The sequence below is a fragment of the Cloacibacterium sp. Arc13 genome, from assembly GCF_041431305.1.
In the GTDB taxonomy this organism is placed as follows: domain Bacteria; phylum Bacteroidota; class Bacteroidia; order Flavobacteriales; family Weeksellaceae; genus Cloacibacterium; species Cloacibacterium caeni_B.
Map to the genome: position 1 here is coordinate 71,129 of NZ_JASMRM010000004.1, position 18,734 is coordinate 89,862.

Sequence of the window (18,734 nt, forward strand, 5' to 3'; positions counted from 1 at the left end):
ATTTTCTCGCTGATTGGGCAGATTAAGCAGATTTTATTAATAAAAAGCGTACAGTAAAATTTTCTTTTCAGAACGGTCAATATAATTTGCTGTAATTTTAAAAAATTGAGGAGATAACATAGGACAACCTAAACTTAAACATGCAGGATTCTGAGTTTCTGTATCCGGTATACAATGGTAAGAATGCAAAACGATTGCTCTTTTTAAAGCATTGCTGTTGGTTTTATCCAATCCTTTTAAACGATAAGATTTACCAAAAGTTCCCACATAAGAATTCATGATGACATATTTACCTAAAGAAGATTTATAAGAGTTTTCTATGTTGCTAAATTTAAGTTCTTTAGAACCTTTAATCACTGAACCAGAACCATGAGAAACAATGGCCTTATCTAAAACCTTATTATTTTTAAGATCATAAATGAAAAATCTAAATCTATTAGAAGGAATTCTAAAATTGATAAAAATAGCTATATCCTGATTATAATCCTTTCCTTTAATGTAGTTTTTGACTTGCGAAATTCTGTAATTTGGTAAATTATTATTGGCTTTAGAATTTTGTTGAGATTTTGTCTCACAAGAAAACAATATAAACAAAAAGAGGAAAAGAATGTTTTTCATGGGTTTAGTTTATGTAGTAACTTTTTTAAAACAAAAATATTGTTTTTCTTCATAAAAAAAAGAGTTGAAAAAATTCAACTCTTTTTTTATTACTTTTTAGGTTTCCAAGCTTCGAAGAATGCTTTTACTTTTTCTAAGCTGTAGCCTTTTCCTTCTTCCAACGAACCGCTTTCTTGTGTATGAATTTGCTTTCCATTTTTATCTAAAACTATAAAAACAGGATAACCATATTTCTCACCTGGATTTCCGTATTGTGCAAAAATCTTCTCGTTTTTATTTTTCGGAGAATAATTGAGGTGATAATAAATGTAGTTTTCGTCTACCAGATTCTTTAATTCTGGGGTAGTTTGCACGAAATTATTGAATCTCAAACACCAAATACACCAATTTCCTCCTGCTTGTAGCATGATGTTTTTATTCTCTTTTTTGGCTTTTTTTACCAATTCTGCAATTTTCTTTTCGGCATTTTCGGCATCATTATAAGGTTTTGCATAAGAAGCTTTTTCTGCCTCAGCTTTTTTCTTAGCTTCTAATTTTGCAGCATCTGCTTCAGATGTAGTTTGCGCATTAGAAATAACAGGCAAAAACAGTCCCAAAAAAGCTAAATTTAATAATATTTTCTTCATATTTTACTTTTTTATTCATTAACTTAAATTGATTTTGTAAATTTGCAAATTAATTTTGAATTGTGAACCAAATATTATTCCAAATAATTTTCCTTTTATCCAAACTACCCTTTAAAATCTTGTATTTTATATCAGATTTTATATTCTTCATTCTCTATTATGTTATAAGATACAGAAAAAAAGTAGTACTAGAAAACCTGAAAAATTCTTTCCCCGAAAAATCAGATCAAGAAATAAAAAAAATCTCAAAAAAATTCTATCATAATTTTTCTGATTACATTGTAGAAACTCTAAAAGCATTTTCCATCTCTGATGATGTCTTGCACAAAAAACTTGAACATGTAAATTTAGAAATCTTTGAAGAATCTCACAAAAAACAAAAAAATGTAATGCTTCTTTCTGGGCATGTTTTCAATTGGGAATGGTTTAATTCTTTGGCTACGCTTATTCCTCAAGAAAAATGCTTCCCTATTTACCGAAAAATGCAAAGCCAATTTTGGGAAGAAAAAATAAAAAAAATTAGAGGCAGATACGGCAATGAAGCTATAGAAGCAGATGATGTTATGAAACATATTCTTAGAAATCCAAATGATGGAAACTCTGTTTATATGTTTGTAGCAGACCAAACTCCTCATATTTCTATGGTGAATTTTGGAATCTGGTTTTTAAATCAAAAAACACCTGTTTTTGTAGGTTACGACAGACTTTCTGGTAGAATGAATGTAACGTTTGTGTATTGTGAGATGGAGAAGATTAAAAGAGGGCACTATAGAGTTACTTACCACGAAATTACCCCTACTAATCAAAAATTTGAACCTTATGAAGTGGTGAAAAAATTTCATCAAAATTTAGAAAAAACCATTAATAAAAATCCAGACAATTGGCTCTGGAGTCACAGAAGATGGAAATACAAAGATGCAATTAAGCATTTTGATGAATAAATACTAAAAATATGCCATTAGTAGCCATCGCAATACTGAACTGGAACGGAAAAAAATGGTTAGAAAAATTCTTACCCAATGTGTTAGAATATTCTGACGAAGCTACAGTTTATGTAATAGACAACGCTTCTACAGATGATTCCGTTGCTTTTGTAGAAAAATATTTCCCAACGGTAAAAATCATCATCAATGCTAAAAATTCTGGCTTTGCTGGTGGTTATAACGAAGGTTTACAACACATAAAAGAAGAAATCTACTGTTTGCTAAATTCTGATGTAGAAGTGACCGAAAATTGGATTACACCTATTCTAGAACTTTTTGAGAAAAATCCTGATATTGCTGCAATACAGCCTAAAATTAGAGCTTTTAAAAATTCTAAATATTTTGAATTTGCGGGTGCAGCTGGTGGAATGATTGATCATCTTGGTTATCCGTATTGTAGAGGGAGAGTTTTCGAAACGATAGAAGAAGATTTGGGACAATATGATGATGAAACAGAGATTTTTTGGGCAACTGGTTGTGCATTATTCATCAGAAGAGCAGATTTCTGGAAGATGAAAGGTTTTGATGAAAGATTTTTTGCCCATCAAGAAGAAATAGATTTATGTTGGCGTCTCAAAAATGCGGGAAGAAAAATTTATTATTGCGGAAAATCTACCGTTTATCATGTTGGAGGTGGAACACTTAACAAGCAATCTCCACAAAAAACGTTTCTTAATTTTAGAAACAATTTGACCATGCTTCTTAAAAATTTGCCTACTTCTAGTCTTTTTTGGATTATTCCATTAAGATTGGTTTTAGACGGAATTGCAGGGGTTTATTTCGGGATGAAAGATGGATTTCCTCACTTAATTGCCGTACTAAAAGCGCATTTTGGTTTTTATGGAATGTTTGCCGAAAGTTTAAAATTAAGAAGCAAAAATCAAATTAAAGACTATTACCAAAGTAAATGGTTGATTTTCAAGCATTTTCTTTAACATCATTTCAAAAAAAACATTCATGAATTTTGTTGCATTAGATTTCGAAACGGCTACTCACGAGAGAAACTCTGCGTGTGAATTAGGAATCTGCGTGGTAGAAAATTCTGAAATTGTAGAAACCAAAACTTGGCTTATTAAACCGCCGAGTTTTCCTTATTTCAATCCACACAACATCAATGTTCATGGGATTTATCCAAAAGACGTGGCTCATGCTCCTACTTTTGATGAAATATGGTACGAAATAGAAGATTTACTCTATGGAAATCTTATGATTGCCCACAATGCTTCTTTTGATGCTGGAGTCTTGCGAAGTTGTCTTGATTATTATGGAATTTTCAAGCCTAAAACAGAATATTTGTGCAGCATACAGATTGCCAAAAAATCTTGGAAAAATTTGACAAGTTATGGTTTAAAAAACCTCGCCAATTGTCATGATATACAATTTACGCATCACAGAGCTGGTGCAGATGCAGAAGTATGCGCAAAGCTTTCTTTATTGGCTTTTGAAAGACTTTTGATTACCGAAAACGATGAATTACCAGCACTTTTTAGCAAAAATTTGAAAGTTTTATAATTTCTAAAATAAAAAAGTCAGAACCCCAGCTCCGACTTCTTTACTTGATTTTTTATTTTAAAACTAATTGCAAAGGACTTCTGAAACCAAATTAAATTTAGGAATATCAGACTCAAAAGTTTCTAAAGTTTCTAAATTTTTAAAAATGTAGTTCCCTTGCATATTTCCTACTCCTGAACGCAAAATTACATTAGAAAAGTAGCTGAAAGACTCTCCTGGTTGTAATTCTGGCGTCATGCCGATGACTCCATCTCCCATCACTTCTGTAAATCCGAAACTTACATCATAAATCAGCCATCTTCTTTTCATGAGTTTTACTGCATCATTTCCTAGATTTTCTATGACGATATTGTATCTGAAAACAAAACGATTGTCTGCAGGAAAAGAATTTTTTACATCATATTCTGGGATTACAGAAACTTTGATGTTTTGAGTAATTGAAGAATACATTTTTAAAATTTTATGATGAAATAAAGATAACAAAAATCCCGCCGAAAAATCAGCGGGAGTTATTTATTTCATAAATACTTAATATTTATGACTTTATTTTCTAAGAAATTAAAGTTCTAGCGCTTTTCTTTCGTCGCCACCCATTAGAATTTCTACTGGATTGTCTAGCGCTTCTTTCACTGCAACTAAGAAACCTACAGATTCTCTACCATCAATAATTCTGTGGTCATAAGAAACTGCTAAATACATCATTGGTCTGATTTCTACTTTGCCATTTACCGCAACTGGTCTTTCGATAATGTTGTGCATTCCTAAAATTGCAGATTGAGGTGGATTGATAATTGGTGTAGAAAGCATAGAACCGAAAACACCACCATTGGTAATGGTAAATGTACCGCCTGTCATTTCTTCGATGGTGATTTTACCATCTCTTACTTTGGTTGCTAGTTCTTTAATACTTGCTTCTACTCCTCTTAAAGTAAGGTTTTCTGCATTTCTTAATACAGGAACCATTAAACCTTTAGGACCAGAAACCGCGATAGAAATATCACAGAATTCGTTGTTGATTTTATAATCTCCATCAATCATAGCGTTTACATCTGGATACATCTGTAAAGCTCTGGTTACCGCTTTGGTAAAGAAAGACATGAAACCAAGACCTACTCCATGTTTTGCAGCGAATTCTTCTTTGTATTGTTTTCTGATTCTGAAAATTTCAGACATGTCAACTTCATTGAAGGTAGTTAACATCGCTGTTTCATTTTTCACAGAAACCAATCTTGCTGCCAATTTTCTTCTTAAAACTGAAAGTTTAGTAGTGGTTTGAGCTCTGTTCCCCGAAGAAACACCCATTGCTGGTACACCAGGAGTTGCATTCAATGCATCTTCCTTGGTAATTCTTCCGTCTCTACCTGTTCCTGAAACTGCAGCAGCATCAATTCCTTTTTCGTCAAGAATTTTCTTAGCAGCTGGAGATGGCGAATGGGTAGCATAAGTAGCAGCTGGAGCAGCAGCAGGTTTTGGAGCCTCTACTTTTGGAGCTTCTTCCGCTTTTGGAGCTTCTGCAACTGGTGCAACTGCACCTTCTGGTTTAGCTCCGCTCATATCAATTAAACAAACGACTTGACCAACTTTTACTACTTCTCCTTCTTCCGCTTTTAGGGTAATAATCCCTGCTTGTTCTGCTGGAAGTTCTAGTGTAGCTTTGTCTGAATCTACTTCAGCAATTGCTTGATCTTTCTCTACATAATCTCCGTCTTTTACCAACCAAGTTGCTATTTCTACTTCTGTGATTGATTCTCCTGGAGAAGGAACTTTCATTTCTAGTATTGACATTGTATGTATTTTTTTATTTTAAATCAGTGAGTATTTCTTCTGGAAGAAATTGTTTTAAGAGTTCTACTTGTTGTTTTTCGGCTACTGTAAATTTCCAATTTTTACCTTCATTAGAGTTGGCAACTGCCATTTTGTATGACATAACCTCAAATTGATTGTTTTTTTCATTGAAAACTACATTTCCATCACCAAATTGTGATTTAAAAGCACCTAAATAAAGATTGATATTCTTTTGTTTTTCTTCGGCATCTTTTGCATTTACCACATCTGCTAATTCTACACTCATTTTTTGAGAGTAAAAAACTTTAGCATAAGATATATTTTGTATTTTCTGAGGATATTCTTCCACTTTTAAAATGGTAGGAACCTCCAAAGAAAATTTCATGTTAGGATCATTAAACATCTTATCAAAAATAAGCACCATGGTTTCTTTGGGCACAAATTTCAAAAATCCTTCATGAGCATATTGGTCTAATGCTTTAGAAAAATCTTTTTTTACAATCAATTGATTATACTCTAAGAACTGATTTTCTACTACTTTTACATTTGATTGCGCAAAAGTAACGATGGACCAACTCAATAATAAGATGTAAATAATTTTTTTCATGATTTAGTCATTTACCGTGGTAATAGGTCTTACCAAATCTACATTTTCTTCTGCTACTCCGAAAACTCTATTGATAACTCCTTTTTGGTTTTTCTCGAATTTTTTATGAGTACCAGGAGCTGGAGTTCCACTTGCAACAGGAGCGATTACTTGAATGTTTTCGTTACGGAAATTACGCAACATATACGTCCAAGCTCCCATATTTTCTGGCTCTTCTTGTGCCCAAACAAATTCTTTTCTGTTAGAATATTTATCGAAAATACCTTGAATTATTTCTGGATTCAATGGATATAATTGTTCAATTCTTACCAAAGCAACTTTATCGTCATTTAATTCTTCTTTCTTTGCCAATAATTCATAGTACAATTTACCAGAGCAGAACACTAATTTTTCTACTTTTTCTGGTTGAGCTGTAGCATCATCAATTACCGGTTGGAAACTTCCGTTTGCTAAGTCCTCTACAGTAGAAATTACTCTTGGATGACGAAGCAATGATTTAGGCGTCATTACCACTAAAGGTTTTCTGAACGGGAATTTTTGCTGACGTCTTAACAAGTGGAAATAATTCGCAGGTATAGTACAATTCGCTACAATAATGTTTCCGTTTGCACATAAGTTGAGGAATCTTTCTAATCTTGCTGAAGAGTGTTCTGCTCCTTGTCCTTCGAAACCGTGAGGTAAAAGCATCACCAAACCGTTCTGAATTTTCCATTTTTCTTCTGCTGCAACTAAATATTGGTCAATAATAATTTGAGCTCCATTTACGAAATCTCCAAATTGCGCTTCCCAAATCGTTAAAGTATTAGGAGAAGCCATCGCATAACCATAGTCAAAACCTAAAACACCGTATTCTGAAAGGTGAGAGTTGTAAATATCAAATTTATTATCAGAAACTTGTTTTAATGGAACGTATTCTTCTTCATTATCTTCTGTTTTTACCACTGCATGTCTATGAGAGAAAGTACCTCTTTCTACGTCTTCCCCAGAAATTCTAATGGTGCTGCCTTCGGTAAGAAGCGTTCCATACGCTAATAATTCACCCATTGCCCAATCTAGTGCATTATTTTCTACCATTTTTACTCTGGCATCGAATAATCTAGATATTTTATTGATGAATTTTTTATCTGCTGGTAATGTAGAAATTTTAACGGCTAATTCTCTTAGCTTTTCTACATCATAAGTGGTATTATAATTTTCTAAAACTTGCTGAAGTTTTCCTAATAAAGCATAATTTTTCCAGTCCTCTTCCATGAAAATAGCCATCGTATTTCTTTCGATTTCCTTAGCTTCATCAAAGTTTTGGTCTAATAAATTTTTAAATTCTTTTTCCATTTCAGACATTACAGCATCTGAAACCACACCTTCTTCTACGAGTTTTTTCTTGTAAATCTCTCTTGGATTAGGGTGTTTAGAAATGGTTTTATATAAACTAGGTTGGGTAAATCTTGGTTCATCTCCTTCATTATGACCATATTTTCTATACCCTAATAAATCTATGTATACATCTTTACCAAACTGTGCTCTATAATCTGCTGCAAATCTAATAGCGTGAACTACTGCTTCTACATCGTCTGCATTTACATGCATTACTGGAGAATCAGTCACTTTAGCAATATCTGTACAGTAAATAGAAGAACGAGCATCTAGATAGTTAGTGGTAAAACCAACTTGGTTATTCACTACAATGTGAACCGTTCCTCCTGTTTTGTAACCTTCTAGCGTCATCATTTGTGCTACTTCGTACACAATTCCTTGTCCTGCGATTGCAGCATCACCATGGATAACAATTGGCAATACTTTTTTAGCATTACCTTGGTAAGTATGGTCTATTTTAGCTCTAGAAATTCCGCCAACCAAAGAAGCTACGGTTTCTAAGTGAGAAGGGTTAGGAACTAAGTTAATTCTTACTTCTTCACCAGAAGCGGTAGTTATTTTTTTAGATGAACCTAAGTGATATTTCACGTCACCAGAGAATACATCCTCTTCAAATTCTTTTCCTTCGAATTCTGAGAAAATCTGCTTGTAAGATTTCTGGAAAATATTGGTTAAAACATTTAATCTACCTCTGTGAGCCATCCCAAGAATTACCTCATCTACTCCATGAAGAGAAGAACGAGAAATTAATTGGTCTAGCGCAGGAATTAATGATTCCCCACCTTCTAGAGAGAAACGTTTTTGACCTACGAATTTCGTATGCAAGTAGTTTTCGAAAGCTACTGCCTGATTTAGTTTATGTAAAATCTCTTTTTTCTCAGCTGCAGAAAGAGTTGGGTGATTTTCATTCACATTAATCCATTCTCTGATGAATTTTTTCTCTTCTACACTCTGAATGTGCATATATTCTACCCCGATAGAATCACAATATCCCTTTTCTAGATGATTGATGATTTCTTGAAGTGTAGCTGCACCATTTAGTCCAGCTTCTGTAGCAGAATTAAATTTGGTTTGTAAATCTGCTTGAGATAAACCAAAATTCTCTATCGATAAATCTGGAGAATATGTTCTACGTTCACGTACTGGATTGGTCTTGGTAAACAAGTGACCACGTCTTCTGTAATCATTAATTAAATTGATTACCTTGAATTCTTTTTCAATATTTTCTGGAATATTCCCAGTAGCGACTACATTAGAAGCTAATTGGGTAATAGAAACCTCATCATCACTATAATTTGCTAGTGCAAAATCAAAACCTTGGAAAAATGATTTCCACGAAGGTTCTATAGAATCTGGGTACTTTAAATATTGTTGATATAAATCTTCAATAAATTGAGAGTGTGCTGCATTTAGAAATGAAAATCTGTCCATTTTCCGCCTTTTTCTTTGTTAGAAGTATAGTTTAGGCAAAATTACTAAAAAAAAGCGAATTGAGGAACTTAAAAAGATGGTAAAAAGGTATAGCTTACATAATAAAAATCTATGCAATCTAAAAAATCGTTAAATAAAATTAAAATTTGTTAAAAAGTAGTTAAAAATGAGAATTTTAAACTATCTGTAGACTGGCAAAGAAATTTTTATGGTTACTTCTTTTTTTGCATTAGGAGCTTCTATGAAAGTTTCTTGCAACTGACCATTTCTCATGCTATCTTTTTGAGCTTTTTGCAGGAGTTGAGCAATCACTTTTATTCTATTTTCATAACTCCCTTTGTAATACATAATATAGTTTTCTGAAGCATTCAAAGTACGGAAATTGAAATTATTATCAGAAAGTCCTTCTCTTTTTTTCACGGGAACTCCATAGAAATAAGAAACCTCTTTGTCTTTATAACTCCCTGGTTCTGTAATCAAAACCGGAACTCCAAATTCATCTTCCTTTTTACCTAAATCTTTGGTTACCAAACTGATGACTTTATTGTGATTCAGTTCTATATTTTTAATTAAATCTCCTTTTTTATTCACACTCGAAACATTGATTCCCAAAAGCAACTGGCCGTCTTGTTTTTCGACCATGAGTGTATCATATTTGATTTTAGAAAGTAAAATTTCTTTGTCTACTTTTCCACTCAAGAGTTGAGATAGATTTACCATAGATTGGTCTATATTTCCTGCAACAAAATCTTCTGAAAGCAGATTAAGCGAACGTTTCAAGAATGGCAATCTAGGCGTGTGAACAAACCAAATTACTTTGGTTTTATTTCCTTGTGGTACAAATTTTACATTAATGCTGTACGGATTAACGTTTTTCCCTTCGAACAATTGGTATTTAAGCGTAGAAAAAGGATTTTCATAACGAATGAAAAAATCTCCATAATCAGATTCATTTTTCTTACTCTGATAATTCAAAGAAGAACCTTGTCCTTCATAAGGTGTGTAATATGCGAAAGTGTAATCTTCTTTAGAAAGAAAAAATTCATTCCATTGCGTGAAATTCTGCAAATTATTAAACTGAGGAAAAACCTTGTCAATAGGATAATTGATTTCTTTTTCAATGGTAAAACTTTTGCTTTCTTCTACAAAAAGCATAGAAACGGCATACACCGAAAACAAAAAGATACTTATATAAATTACAAATTTATACCAACGCATAATATAGGTTAAAAAATAATGAGTAACCAGCAAATTGTATCTTTTGCAGATTACTCATTACATATAATTATAGATTAATGTTCGTGCTCGTCTTCTGCTTTGCAAAGACCTACAATCGTGTGAAACGTATCATGAAGAGCCATAAAATCATTTTTAAGTGCTTCATCCGACGCTCCAGACTTAATTTTTTTATTGAAAGCTTTCGTTTCTTTCACTAATTTTTTCAAAGATTTTTTAATGGCATCTTTATTTCCAAAATCTGCTGGAATTTCTGAGTTTTTGAAAGCAACTGCTTTGGTTTCCATTTCATCTATTCTGCTTTTAATCGGTGCAAAATTTCCTTCTTCCGCGGGATGAAATGTTTGGCTCATGATTTTATGAAACTCAGTTTTTTCTTTCCATTCGCTGGTTTGCGCAGAAACAACTTGGCTCATAAAGAACACAGCCATTACGGTGAATAAAAATTTGATTTTTTTCATTTGTTTAATTTTTAGTTGAGCAAATTTAGAATTAAAAATCGGGCTTGCAAAAAAATTACAAGCCCGATTTCCTAAAAATAAAAAAACTCTATGGTATCACTGTTCCATCTTTTATGATGGCATCTTTTTTCACCACGATTATTCCGTCTTTTATAGAATGGGTTTTGAAATCTCCATCTGGTAAATGTTTGCTACCGATAATTCTTACGTTATTCCCAATATGACAATTTTTATCTAAAATAGCATTTTCTATGTAACAGAATTTACCTACGCCAATGTTTGGAATTCCTTTAGCATCATTTTCCGCCATGTCTTCAGTATTTTGATAGTAATCTGCTCCCATGATATAAGAACGAATGACGGTACTTCCTTTTTCTATTCTAGTTCTGTTCCCAATGAGTGAATGCTCTATTTTATCTGCCATAATAATACATCCGTCCGCAAAAATGGCTTTATTCACGAAAGAACCATTGATTTTAGATGGCGGCAACATTCTAGGTCTTGTATAAATTGGTGAATCGCTAAACATATTGAATTTTGGCAATTCATTGGTTAAATCCATATTCGCTTCGAAGAAAGAACCGATGGTTCCTATATCTGTCCAATAACCTTCGTATTGATAACTTAGCGTATTATATCCGTTATTGATTGCATTTGGAATGAGGTCTTTGCCAAAGTCATCACCTTTGTCTTCCTCAAACATTTTTCTCAAAACTTTTTTATTGAAGACATAAATTCCCATAGAAGCGAGGTAATCTCTACCTTGTTGTTTCATATCATCAGAAACTTCAGAAGTCCAATCTGGTAAAACGTCTGCAGATGGTTTTTCTACGAAAGAAGTGATTTGGTTTTCGTCATTGGCTTTTAAAATTCCAAAACCAGTAGCATCTTTACTGTTTACAGGAATGGTAGCAATGGTGATGTCTCCGCCATTTTCAATATGGAAATCTATCATTTCTTTGAAATCCATCTGGTACAATTGGTCACCAGAAAGAATGAGAATATAATCATAATCATATTTGTCTAAATGACGCATAGATTGTCTTACTGCATCTGCTGTTCCTTGATACCAATTTTCGTTATCTGTGCTTTGTTCAGCTGCTAAAATTTCTACAAAACCTTTGCTAAAAATATCAAAGTGATAGGTGTTTTTAATATGAGAATTAAGCGATGCCGAGTTAAACTGAGTAAGTACCATAATTCTATTAAAGCCAGAATTAAGGCAATTAGAAATAGGAATGTCTACTAATCTGTATTTCCCTGCGATAGGAACTGCGGGCTTGGAACGCTTATCTGTAAGAGGAAATAATCTACTACCTCTACCTCCTCCTAATACAATAGATATAACACTTGGTTTCATATATTTTGTGGTTTTATTTTAATTTTGTCTATAAAGTACAATTCTTTTTTTATTAATTTTCAATATCAATTTTGAATTATCAGTCTTTAAAATTTTAAAAACTGTACTATCTTTTTCATTTTCCTTCAAAATAAGAAAATCTTTCTGCAATTTATAATCACCTAAAATTATAATTCCGATATCTGTCATAAAAACTTCTTCATATTTATTATTAGGAAGAAATTTTATACATAAATATTTCGAAAACCTATCATTTAAAGAAACATTTTTTATGGTACAATAATTCGCATCAGTAATTTTTTGAGAAAATACTAAAATTGAAAATATTAAATTTATTAAAAAAAAGAACTTCTTATAAATCATTTTTTACGATATAAATTTACATAATTTTCAGCAGATTTCTGCCAAGAAAAGTCCAAATTCATTATTGTTTTTCGTAAATTTTGCATTTCTTCTTTATCATCATATAAATACAGCGCTCTTTTGATGGCATGTACAGCATCATCAGTTCCTGGGAAAGTATAATTTAAACCATAACCTCCTGAAGAAATGTCTGTTACGGTATCTTTTAACCCACCTGTATATCGTACAATTGGGATAGTTCCGTATCTCATGGCATACATTTGATTCAATCCACAAGGTTCTACACGAGAAGGCATTAGTAAGAAATCTGCACCTGCGTAAATCTTGTGTGACAAAGCTTCTTTGTATCCTAAATCCATCGCGAAATTCACATGAAATTCCTCTTGAAGTTGTTTTAATGTATTTTCTATTTGTGGGTTTCCAGAACCTAAAATGAGAATATTTAAAGCACCTTCGGTTTCTGAGATACTTCTTCTTACAATATCTGGCAACATATCTGCTCCTTTTTCGCGAGCAAATCTTCCAATAAAAGCAAAAAGCGGAAGTTCTGGATTCAAGCCATATTCTTCACAAAGCCATTTTTTATTTTTTTCTTTTCCTTCTTCAAAGTTCTCTCTAGAATAATGATCGTTAAGCATTATATCCGTCATAGGATTCCAAACTTCTGTATCTATTCCATTGATGATTCCATGTGCTTTTCTGTGTTCTTGCCTGATTAAGTCTTGTAATCCTTGCGCATCTTCAAACAATTCATGCATATAACCTTGAGAAACAGCTGTAAATTCATGACAACACTTAATCATAGTTGCCAAAGGATTAATTCTTCCGTTCCAATCGAGCAATCCCCATTTCCAAGCGTCAAAACGTGGCATATAATTAGACATTTGCCAATCCATCGTTCCTTGATATTCCCCATTATGAATGGTTCCTACAGTTTTTACACCTTTTAAAAAATCAAAATCCTGACAATACTCTACCATAAACGGAACTAAACCCGTATGATAATCATGACAATGCAAGACATCCGGACGAATTTCCATAGCAGAAAGCCAATGCAAAACCGCGTGCTGAAACGCAATAAATTGCTGACTTTCATCAAAATAACCATACACTTGGTCTCTATCTAACAATCCTGGAATTTTCACCAAATACAATTCGTATCCTAAAACATTATGTTTTTCTTTCATGACCAAAACTTGGTACATGTGATGAATCTGATGAATAAAACCATCAAAAACTACTTCGAATTCGTTTTCGTTTACAAATGGTTTATTATACCAAGGCATTACTACTTTGGCATCAATTCCCATTTTAGTTTGGTATTTAGGAAGCGCACCTACTACATCTGCTAAACCGCCTACTTTAGCTACCGGAAAACATTCTACGCTTAAATGGAAGACTTTCATTTTTTAAATATTTTTGTTGGATGATGGGTGATGGAAGATGGATGTTTTAGCATTCATTTTTCATCTTATTTTTTTACTTTTTAATTGGCGCTTTTTACTTGGTTCTTTTTAGTTTTCTCCGTTTGTTTTAAAATAATTCCTGAAAGCGGAGGCAAAGTAACAATCATAGAATTGGGTTTATTATTCCATGGAGTTTCTTCGTACCATTTGATTTCTGGAACTACTCCACTTCCTCCAAATTCTGGAGCATCTGAATTGAGAATCACTTCCCATTTTGTTCCTTCTTCTATTCCAATTTTATAATCGAAAGTTCTAGGAGTAAGATTTAAAACAGACATGAGCACCTCATCTTCAGATTTTCCTTTTCTTAGGAAAACATAGATAGAATTATCTGCATCATCTGCTTCAATCCATTCAAAACCGTATGGATTGAAATTATTTTCGTAAAGTGCTTTTTCGGATTTGAAAACCGTATTCAAATTTTTCACAAAATTCTGCAATCCTTGATGTATAGGATATTGTAGAAGATGCCAATCTAAACTTTGGCTAAAATCCCATTCGTGAGTTTGCCCGAATTCACCACCCATGAAAAGCAATTTATTACCTGGATGCGTGTACATATAGGTATACAATGCTCTTAAATTGGCATGTTTTTGCCATTCGTCGCCTTGCATTTTAAAAATCAAACTGCTTTTTCCGTGTACTACTTCGTCATGAGACAATGGCAACATATAGTTTTCATTATTCATGTACATGGTACTGAAAGTAAGTTTGTGATGATGATATTTTCTAGCAATAGGGTCTTCTTCAAAATAATCTAAGGTATCATGCATCCAACCCATCATCCATTTCATTCCGAAACCTAATCCGTCATCATAAATTGGTTTGGTAACTTTAGGAAAATCACTGCTGTCTTCTGCAATCGTTTGTATATCTGGAAATTCTCTGTACACAATAGTATTCATCTCTTTGACGAAATCTATCGCTTCTAGATTTCTGTTGTCTCCATATTTATTTGGCTCCCATTCTCCATCTGCTCTGGAATAATCTAATTCTAGCATAGAACGAACTGCATCTACACGTAAACCATCTGCATGATATCTATCGAGCCAAAAACAAGCATTAGAAATCAGGAAAGATTTTACTTCGTTTCTTCCATAGTTGAAAATATGGGATTTCCAATCGGGGTGGAATCCTTTTCTTGGGTCTTCATGTTCGTAGAGAAAACTTCCATCAAAATAATGTAAACCATTCGCATCTCCCGGAAAATGGGAAGGAACCCAGTCTAGAATTACGCCAATTTCATTTTTGTGTAATTCTTCTATTAAATACATTAAATCTTGTGGCGTTCCAAAACGAGAACTCGCTGCGTAGAAACCTGTAATTTGGTAACCCCAGCTTGGATCGAAAGGATATTCCATCACAGGCATAAATTCTACATGTGTAAAATTCATTTCTTTGACATAAGGAACGAGTCTTTCTGCAATTTCCCTGTACGTGAAAAAACGGTTAGGATCATCTGTTCCTCTCATCCAAGAAGCGAGATGAACTTCGTAAACCGAAATAGGAGATTCTAAAGAATTTTTTTGATGGCGGTTTTTCATCCATTCTTGGTCTTTCCATTCGTAGAAAGTAGTATCTACAATAGAAGCAGCTTGAATGGTTTGTTGCCATTTTAAAGCATAAGGATCGCCTTTTTCTAAATAAGCACCGCTATATGTTTGAATGCCATATTTGTAAATCACACCAAAATCTAAGCCTTCTATAAAACCTTCCCAAATCCCAGAACCATCCCAACGGATTTTAAGTTCAGAAACTCTAGAATCCCAATTATTGAAATCTCCAATTACGGAAACTTGTTTAGCATTAGGAGCCCAAACCGCAAAATAGATTCCTGTTTTACCGTCTATTTCTACTTTATGAGAACCCATTTTTTCGTAGAGTTTAAAGTGTTTTCCTTCACGGAAAAGATGGATATCAAATTCAGAAAAAAGAGAATGAGGCACTACTTGGTAAGTCATGGTGATTTAAGTGTTTTTAGGAATGTTAAATAAACACACTAATTTACTGCAAGTAAACGAGAGTACAAAGTTTTAGGAGGTTAAATGTTTCTTAAATTTAGTAAAAAGAGAAGCCGCATAGAAAATTCTACGCGGCTTATCATTGTTAATTATAAATATTGTTATGAGGTTTTCACATATTTTTTATCTTCGATTGCAGCTTGTGCAGCAGCTAATCTAGCGATAGGAACTCTAAATGGAGAACAACTTACATAATTCATACCGATAGAATGACAGAATTTCACTGATTCTGCATCACCACCGTGCTCACCACAAATACCAACTTTTAAGTTTGGTTTTGTTTTTCTACCTCTTTCTACCCCGATTTTGATTAATTCACCAACACCAGATTGGTCAATAGATACGAATGGGTCTCCAGGTAATAATTTAAGGTCTAAATATTTAGGTAAGAATCCACCGATGTCATCTCTAGAGAAACCGAAAGACATTTGAGTTAAGTCATTAGTACCAAAACTGAAGAAGTCTGCTACCATTGCCATAGAATCTGCTTTAAGTGCTGCTCTAGGAATTTCAATCATAGTTCCGTACATATAAGGTATTTTTTTAACTCCTAATTTCTCTAAAGTTTCATCGTATACTTTATCTACGATTGCTTTTTGGTGAGAAAGTTCGTGTCTACCGCAAGTTACAGGAATCATAATTTCTGGGAATGCTTTTACGCCTTCTTTTTGTAATTCTGCAGCTGCTTCGAAGATTGCTCTTACTTGCATTTCGGTAATTTCTGGATAAGAAACTCCTAAACGTACACCTCTGTGACCAAGCATTGGGTTGTTTTCGTGTAATGCAAGAATTCTTCTGTTTAAGATGCTCATACTTACACCTAACTCTTTAGAAAGCTCTTGTAATTTTGCTTTATCGTGAGGTACGAACTCGTGTAATGGTGGGTCTAGTAATCTAATGGTTACTGGATTTCCTTTCATTACTTCTAATGTAGCTTTAATGTCTCTCTTCACGAAAGTAAACAATTCATTAAGTGCTGACTTACGTTCTTGTTCGGTGTCACTCATGATCATTTTTCTTAATAAGAATAATGGTTTATCACTACCTTCACCATAGAACATGTGCTCAGTTCTGAAAAGACCAACACCTTCTGCTCCAAAATAAGTTGCTTGTTCTACATCTTTAGGTGTATCAGCATTGGTTCTTACACCCATTGTTTTATACTTATCTACTAAAGTCATTAATTGTTTGTAAGATTGATTTTTATTTAAATCTACATCAATTAATGGTAAAGAACCTTCGTAAACAGTTCCTTTACTACCGTTTAGAGACACCCAATCTCCTTCTTTTATTTTTTTACCGTCTTTGGTTACAAAATATTTTTCTTTATCGTGGATAGAGATTTCGCTACATCCTACGATACAACATTTACCCCAACCTCTAGCTACTAAAGCTGCGTGAGAAGTCATACCACCTTTTGTAGTAAGAATTGCTTCAGATTTGTGCATACCATCTACATCTTCTGGAGAAGTTTCTTCTCTTACTAGGATTACTTTTTCTCCTTTAGAAGCCCATTCTACAGCATCTTCTGAAGAGAATACTACTCTACCTACAGCACCACCAGGACCAGCTGGTAAACCTTTAGCAATTACTTTATGAGTTTTTTCGATATCTGGGTCGAACATTGGTAATAATAATTCTACCAACTGATTAGGATTTACTCTAAGGATTGCAGTTTCTGCATCAATCATTCCTTCTTTGTACATATCAGCAGCCATTTTTACTGCAGATACACCATTTCTTTTACCCACTCTACACTGTAGCATGTATAGTTTACCTTTTTCGATGGTAAATTCTATATCTTGCATGTCTTTGTAGTGTTTTTCTAATCTTTGTTGAATTTCATCAAGCTCTTTGTATTGCTCTGGCATGAATTTCTCTAAAGTAGTTAAATTTTTACTATGGTCATTTTTAGAATATTGATTGATAGGAGCTGGAGTTCTGATACCCGCTACTACGTCTTCTCCTTGAGCATTTACTAAATATTCTCCATAGAATTTATTTTCACCGTTTCCTGGGTTTCTAGTGAAAGCTACACCTGTACAAGAATCATTACCCATGTTACCGAATACCATTGCTTGTACGTTTACAGCAGTTCCCCATTCATCTGGAATTCTTTCGATTCTTCTGTACTCAATTGCACGTTTTCCGTTCCAAGAAGCGAATACAGCACCTACACCTCCCATTAATTGATCCCAAGGAGTTTCAGGGAAGTCTTGTTTTAGGTGTTTTTTAGTTAAAGCTTTGAATTCTTTTACTAATTTTTTAAGATCATCAGCAGAAAGATCAGTATCTAATTCTACGCCTTTATCTTTTTTAACTTCTTCTAATCTTTCGTCCATGATTTTACGGATACCAATACCTTTTGCTGGTTCCATACCACCTGCTTTTTCGATTACTACGTCTGCATACATCATTACTAATCTTCTGTAAGCATCGTAAGCAAATCTTTCGTCACCGCTTTCTGCGATAAGACCTTGAATAGTTTCATCATTAAGACCAATATTTAGAACGGTATCCATCATTCCTGGCATAGATTTTCTAGCACCAGAACGAACAGACATTAACAAAGGATTTTTAACGTCTCCGAATTTTTTGCCCATTAATTTTTCAACTTGAGCAAGTGCATCTTTTATTTGCTTTTCTAATGTAGAAGGATATTGTCTTTTATTATCGTAGAAATACGTACATACTTCTGTAGTGATGGTAAAACCGGGAGGAACAGGTAGTTTAAGATCTTTATGACCTGCCATTTCTGCTAAGTTAGCACCTTTTCCACCAAGTAGATTCTTCATTGACTCATTTCCATCGGCTTTACCACCACCGAAGGAATACACATACTTTTCATTTTTTGCTGTTGTAGCCATAATATATTAATTTGTTATATTTCT

Annotated in this window: 16 protein-coding genes; 3 read left to right on the forward strand and 13 right to left on the reverse strand. The window is 33.4% G+C overall.

Going from position 1 to position 18,734, the window contains the following annotated elements:
• Positions 1–36 precede the first annotated feature (36 nt).
• Together QO190_RS04870 and QO190_RS04875 are read right to left on the reverse strand one after the other, a co-directional pair.
• On the reverse strand, positions 37–618 hold the full coding sequence (locus QO190_RS04870) for a murein L,D-transpeptidase catalytic domain-containing protein (RefSeq protein WP_213189462.1): 582 nt from the start codon (positions 616–618) through the stop codon (positions 37–39).
• Between the two features lie 89 nt (positions 619–707).
• Complete coding sequence (locus QO190_RS04875) at positions 708–1,244, reverse strand: thioredoxin family protein (RefSeq protein ID WP_371461778.1); 537 nt, start codon at positions 1,242–1,244, stop codon at positions 708–710.
• A gap of 59 nt (positions 1,245–1,303) precedes the next feature.
• Here QO190_RS04875 and QO190_RS04880 point away from each other — a divergent pair, with 59 nt between their 5' ends.
• Genes QO190_RS04880 through QO190_RS04890 form a run of 3 tightly spaced genes read left to right on the forward strand, consistent with a single transcriptional unit; the run spans position 1,304 to position 3,739 of the window.
• Complete coding sequence (locus QO190_RS04880) at positions 1,304–2,185, forward strand: lysophospholipid acyltransferase family protein (RefSeq protein WP_371461835.1); 882 nt, start codon at positions 1,304–1,306, stop codon at positions 2,183–2,185.
• A gap of 11 nt (positions 2,186–2,196) precedes the next feature.
• Positions 2,197–3,162, forward strand: coding sequence for a glycosyltransferase family 2 protein (locus tag QO190_RS04885; protein WP_371461777.1), 966 nt, complete (start codon positions 2,197–2,199; stop codon positions 3,160–3,162).
• Between the two features lie 22 nt (positions 3,163–3,184).
• Positions 3,185–3,739 carry a 3'-5' exonuclease gene (locus QO190_RS04890; RefSeq protein WP_371461776.1) on the forward strand — a complete coding sequence of 185 codons (555 nt, stop codon included), beginning with the start codon at positions 3,185–3,187 and terminating at the stop codon, positions 3,737–3,739.
• A gap of 63 nt (positions 3,740–3,802) precedes the next feature.
• Here the strand turns inward: QO190_RS04890 and apaG are convergent, their stop codons facing one another.
• The 11 genes from apaG to ppdK all read right to left on the reverse strand — a co-directional run bounded on the left by apaG (position 3,803) and on the right by ppdK (position 18,710).
• Complete coding sequence (apaG, locus tag QO190_RS04895; protein ID WP_069797320.1) at positions 3,803–4,189, reverse strand: Co2+/Mg2+ efflux protein ApaG; 387 nt, start codon at positions 4,187–4,189, stop codon at positions 3,803–3,805.
• 108 nt (positions 4,190–4,297) lie between these two features.
• Positions 4,298–5,524, reverse strand: a complete 1,227-nt coding sequence (gene odhB / locus QO190_RS04900; RefSeq protein WP_371461774.1) for a 2-oxoglutarate dehydrogenase complex dihydrolipoyllysine-residue succinyltransferase — start codon at positions 5,522–5,524, stop codon at positions 4,298–4,300.
• 13 nt (positions 5,525–5,537) lie between these two features.
• The gene (locus QO190_RS04905) at positions 5,538–6,131 is read right to left on the reverse strand and encodes a hypothetical protein (RefSeq protein WP_371461772.1); all 594 of its coding nucleotides are present in this window, start codon (positions 6,129–6,131) and stop codon (positions 5,538–5,540) included.
• Between the two features lie 3 nt (positions 6,132–6,134).
• Positions 6,135–8,936, reverse strand: coding sequence for a 2-oxoglutarate dehydrogenase E1 component (locus tag QO190_RS04910; protein WP_371461771.1), 2,802 nt, complete (start codon positions 8,934–8,936; stop codon positions 6,135–6,137).
• Positions 8,937–9,116: 180 nt separating this feature from the next.
• Positions 9,117–10,154, reverse strand: a complete 1,038-nt coding sequence (locus tag QO190_RS04915) for a polyketide cyclase (RefSeq protein WP_371461769.1) — start codon at positions 10,152–10,154, stop codon at positions 9,117–9,119.
• A gap of 74 nt (positions 10,155–10,228) precedes the next feature.
• The gene (locus tag QO190_RS04920; protein WP_371461767.1) at positions 10,229–10,633 is read right to left on the reverse strand and encodes a hypothetical protein; all 405 of its coding nucleotides are present in this window, start codon (positions 10,631–10,633) and stop codon (positions 10,229–10,231) included.
• Positions 10,634–10,721: 88 nt separating this feature from the next.
• Positions 10,722–11,993: a glucose-1-phosphate adenylyltransferase gene (locus QO190_RS04925; RefSeq protein ID WP_371461765.1), complete on the reverse strand. Its 1,272-nt coding sequence runs from the start codon at positions 11,991–11,993 to the stop codon at positions 10,722–10,724.
• A gap of 18 nt (positions 11,994–12,011) precedes the next feature.
• Entirely contained in the window at positions 12,012–12,356 is a 345-nt protein-coding gene (locus tag QO190_RS04930; protein WP_371461763.1) for a hypothetical protein, read from the reverse strand.
• Positions 12,353–13,762 carry a glycogen synthase gene (locus QO190_RS04935; RefSeq protein WP_371461761.1) on the reverse strand — a complete coding sequence of 470 codons (1,410 nt, stop codon included), beginning with the start codon at positions 13,760–13,762 and terminating at the stop codon, positions 12,353–12,355. Before QO190_RS04935 ends, QO190_RS04930 begins: the two co-directional genes overlap by 4 nt.
• Before the next feature lie 80 nt (positions 13,763–13,842).
• Positions 13,843–15,783 carry a 1,4-alpha-glucan branching protein GlgB gene (gene glgB, locus QO190_RS04940; RefSeq protein ID WP_371461760.1) on the reverse strand — a complete coding sequence of 647 codons (1,941 nt, stop codon included), beginning with the start codon at positions 15,781–15,783 and terminating at the stop codon, positions 13,843–13,845.
• 161 nt (positions 15,784–15,944) lie between these two features.
• Positions 15,945–18,710, reverse strand: a complete 2,766-nt coding sequence (gene ppdK / locus QO190_RS04945) for a pyruvate, phosphate dikinase (protein ID WP_371461759.1) — start codon at positions 18,708–18,710, stop codon at positions 15,945–15,947.
• Between the last annotated feature and the right edge of the window lie 24 nt (positions 18,711–18,734).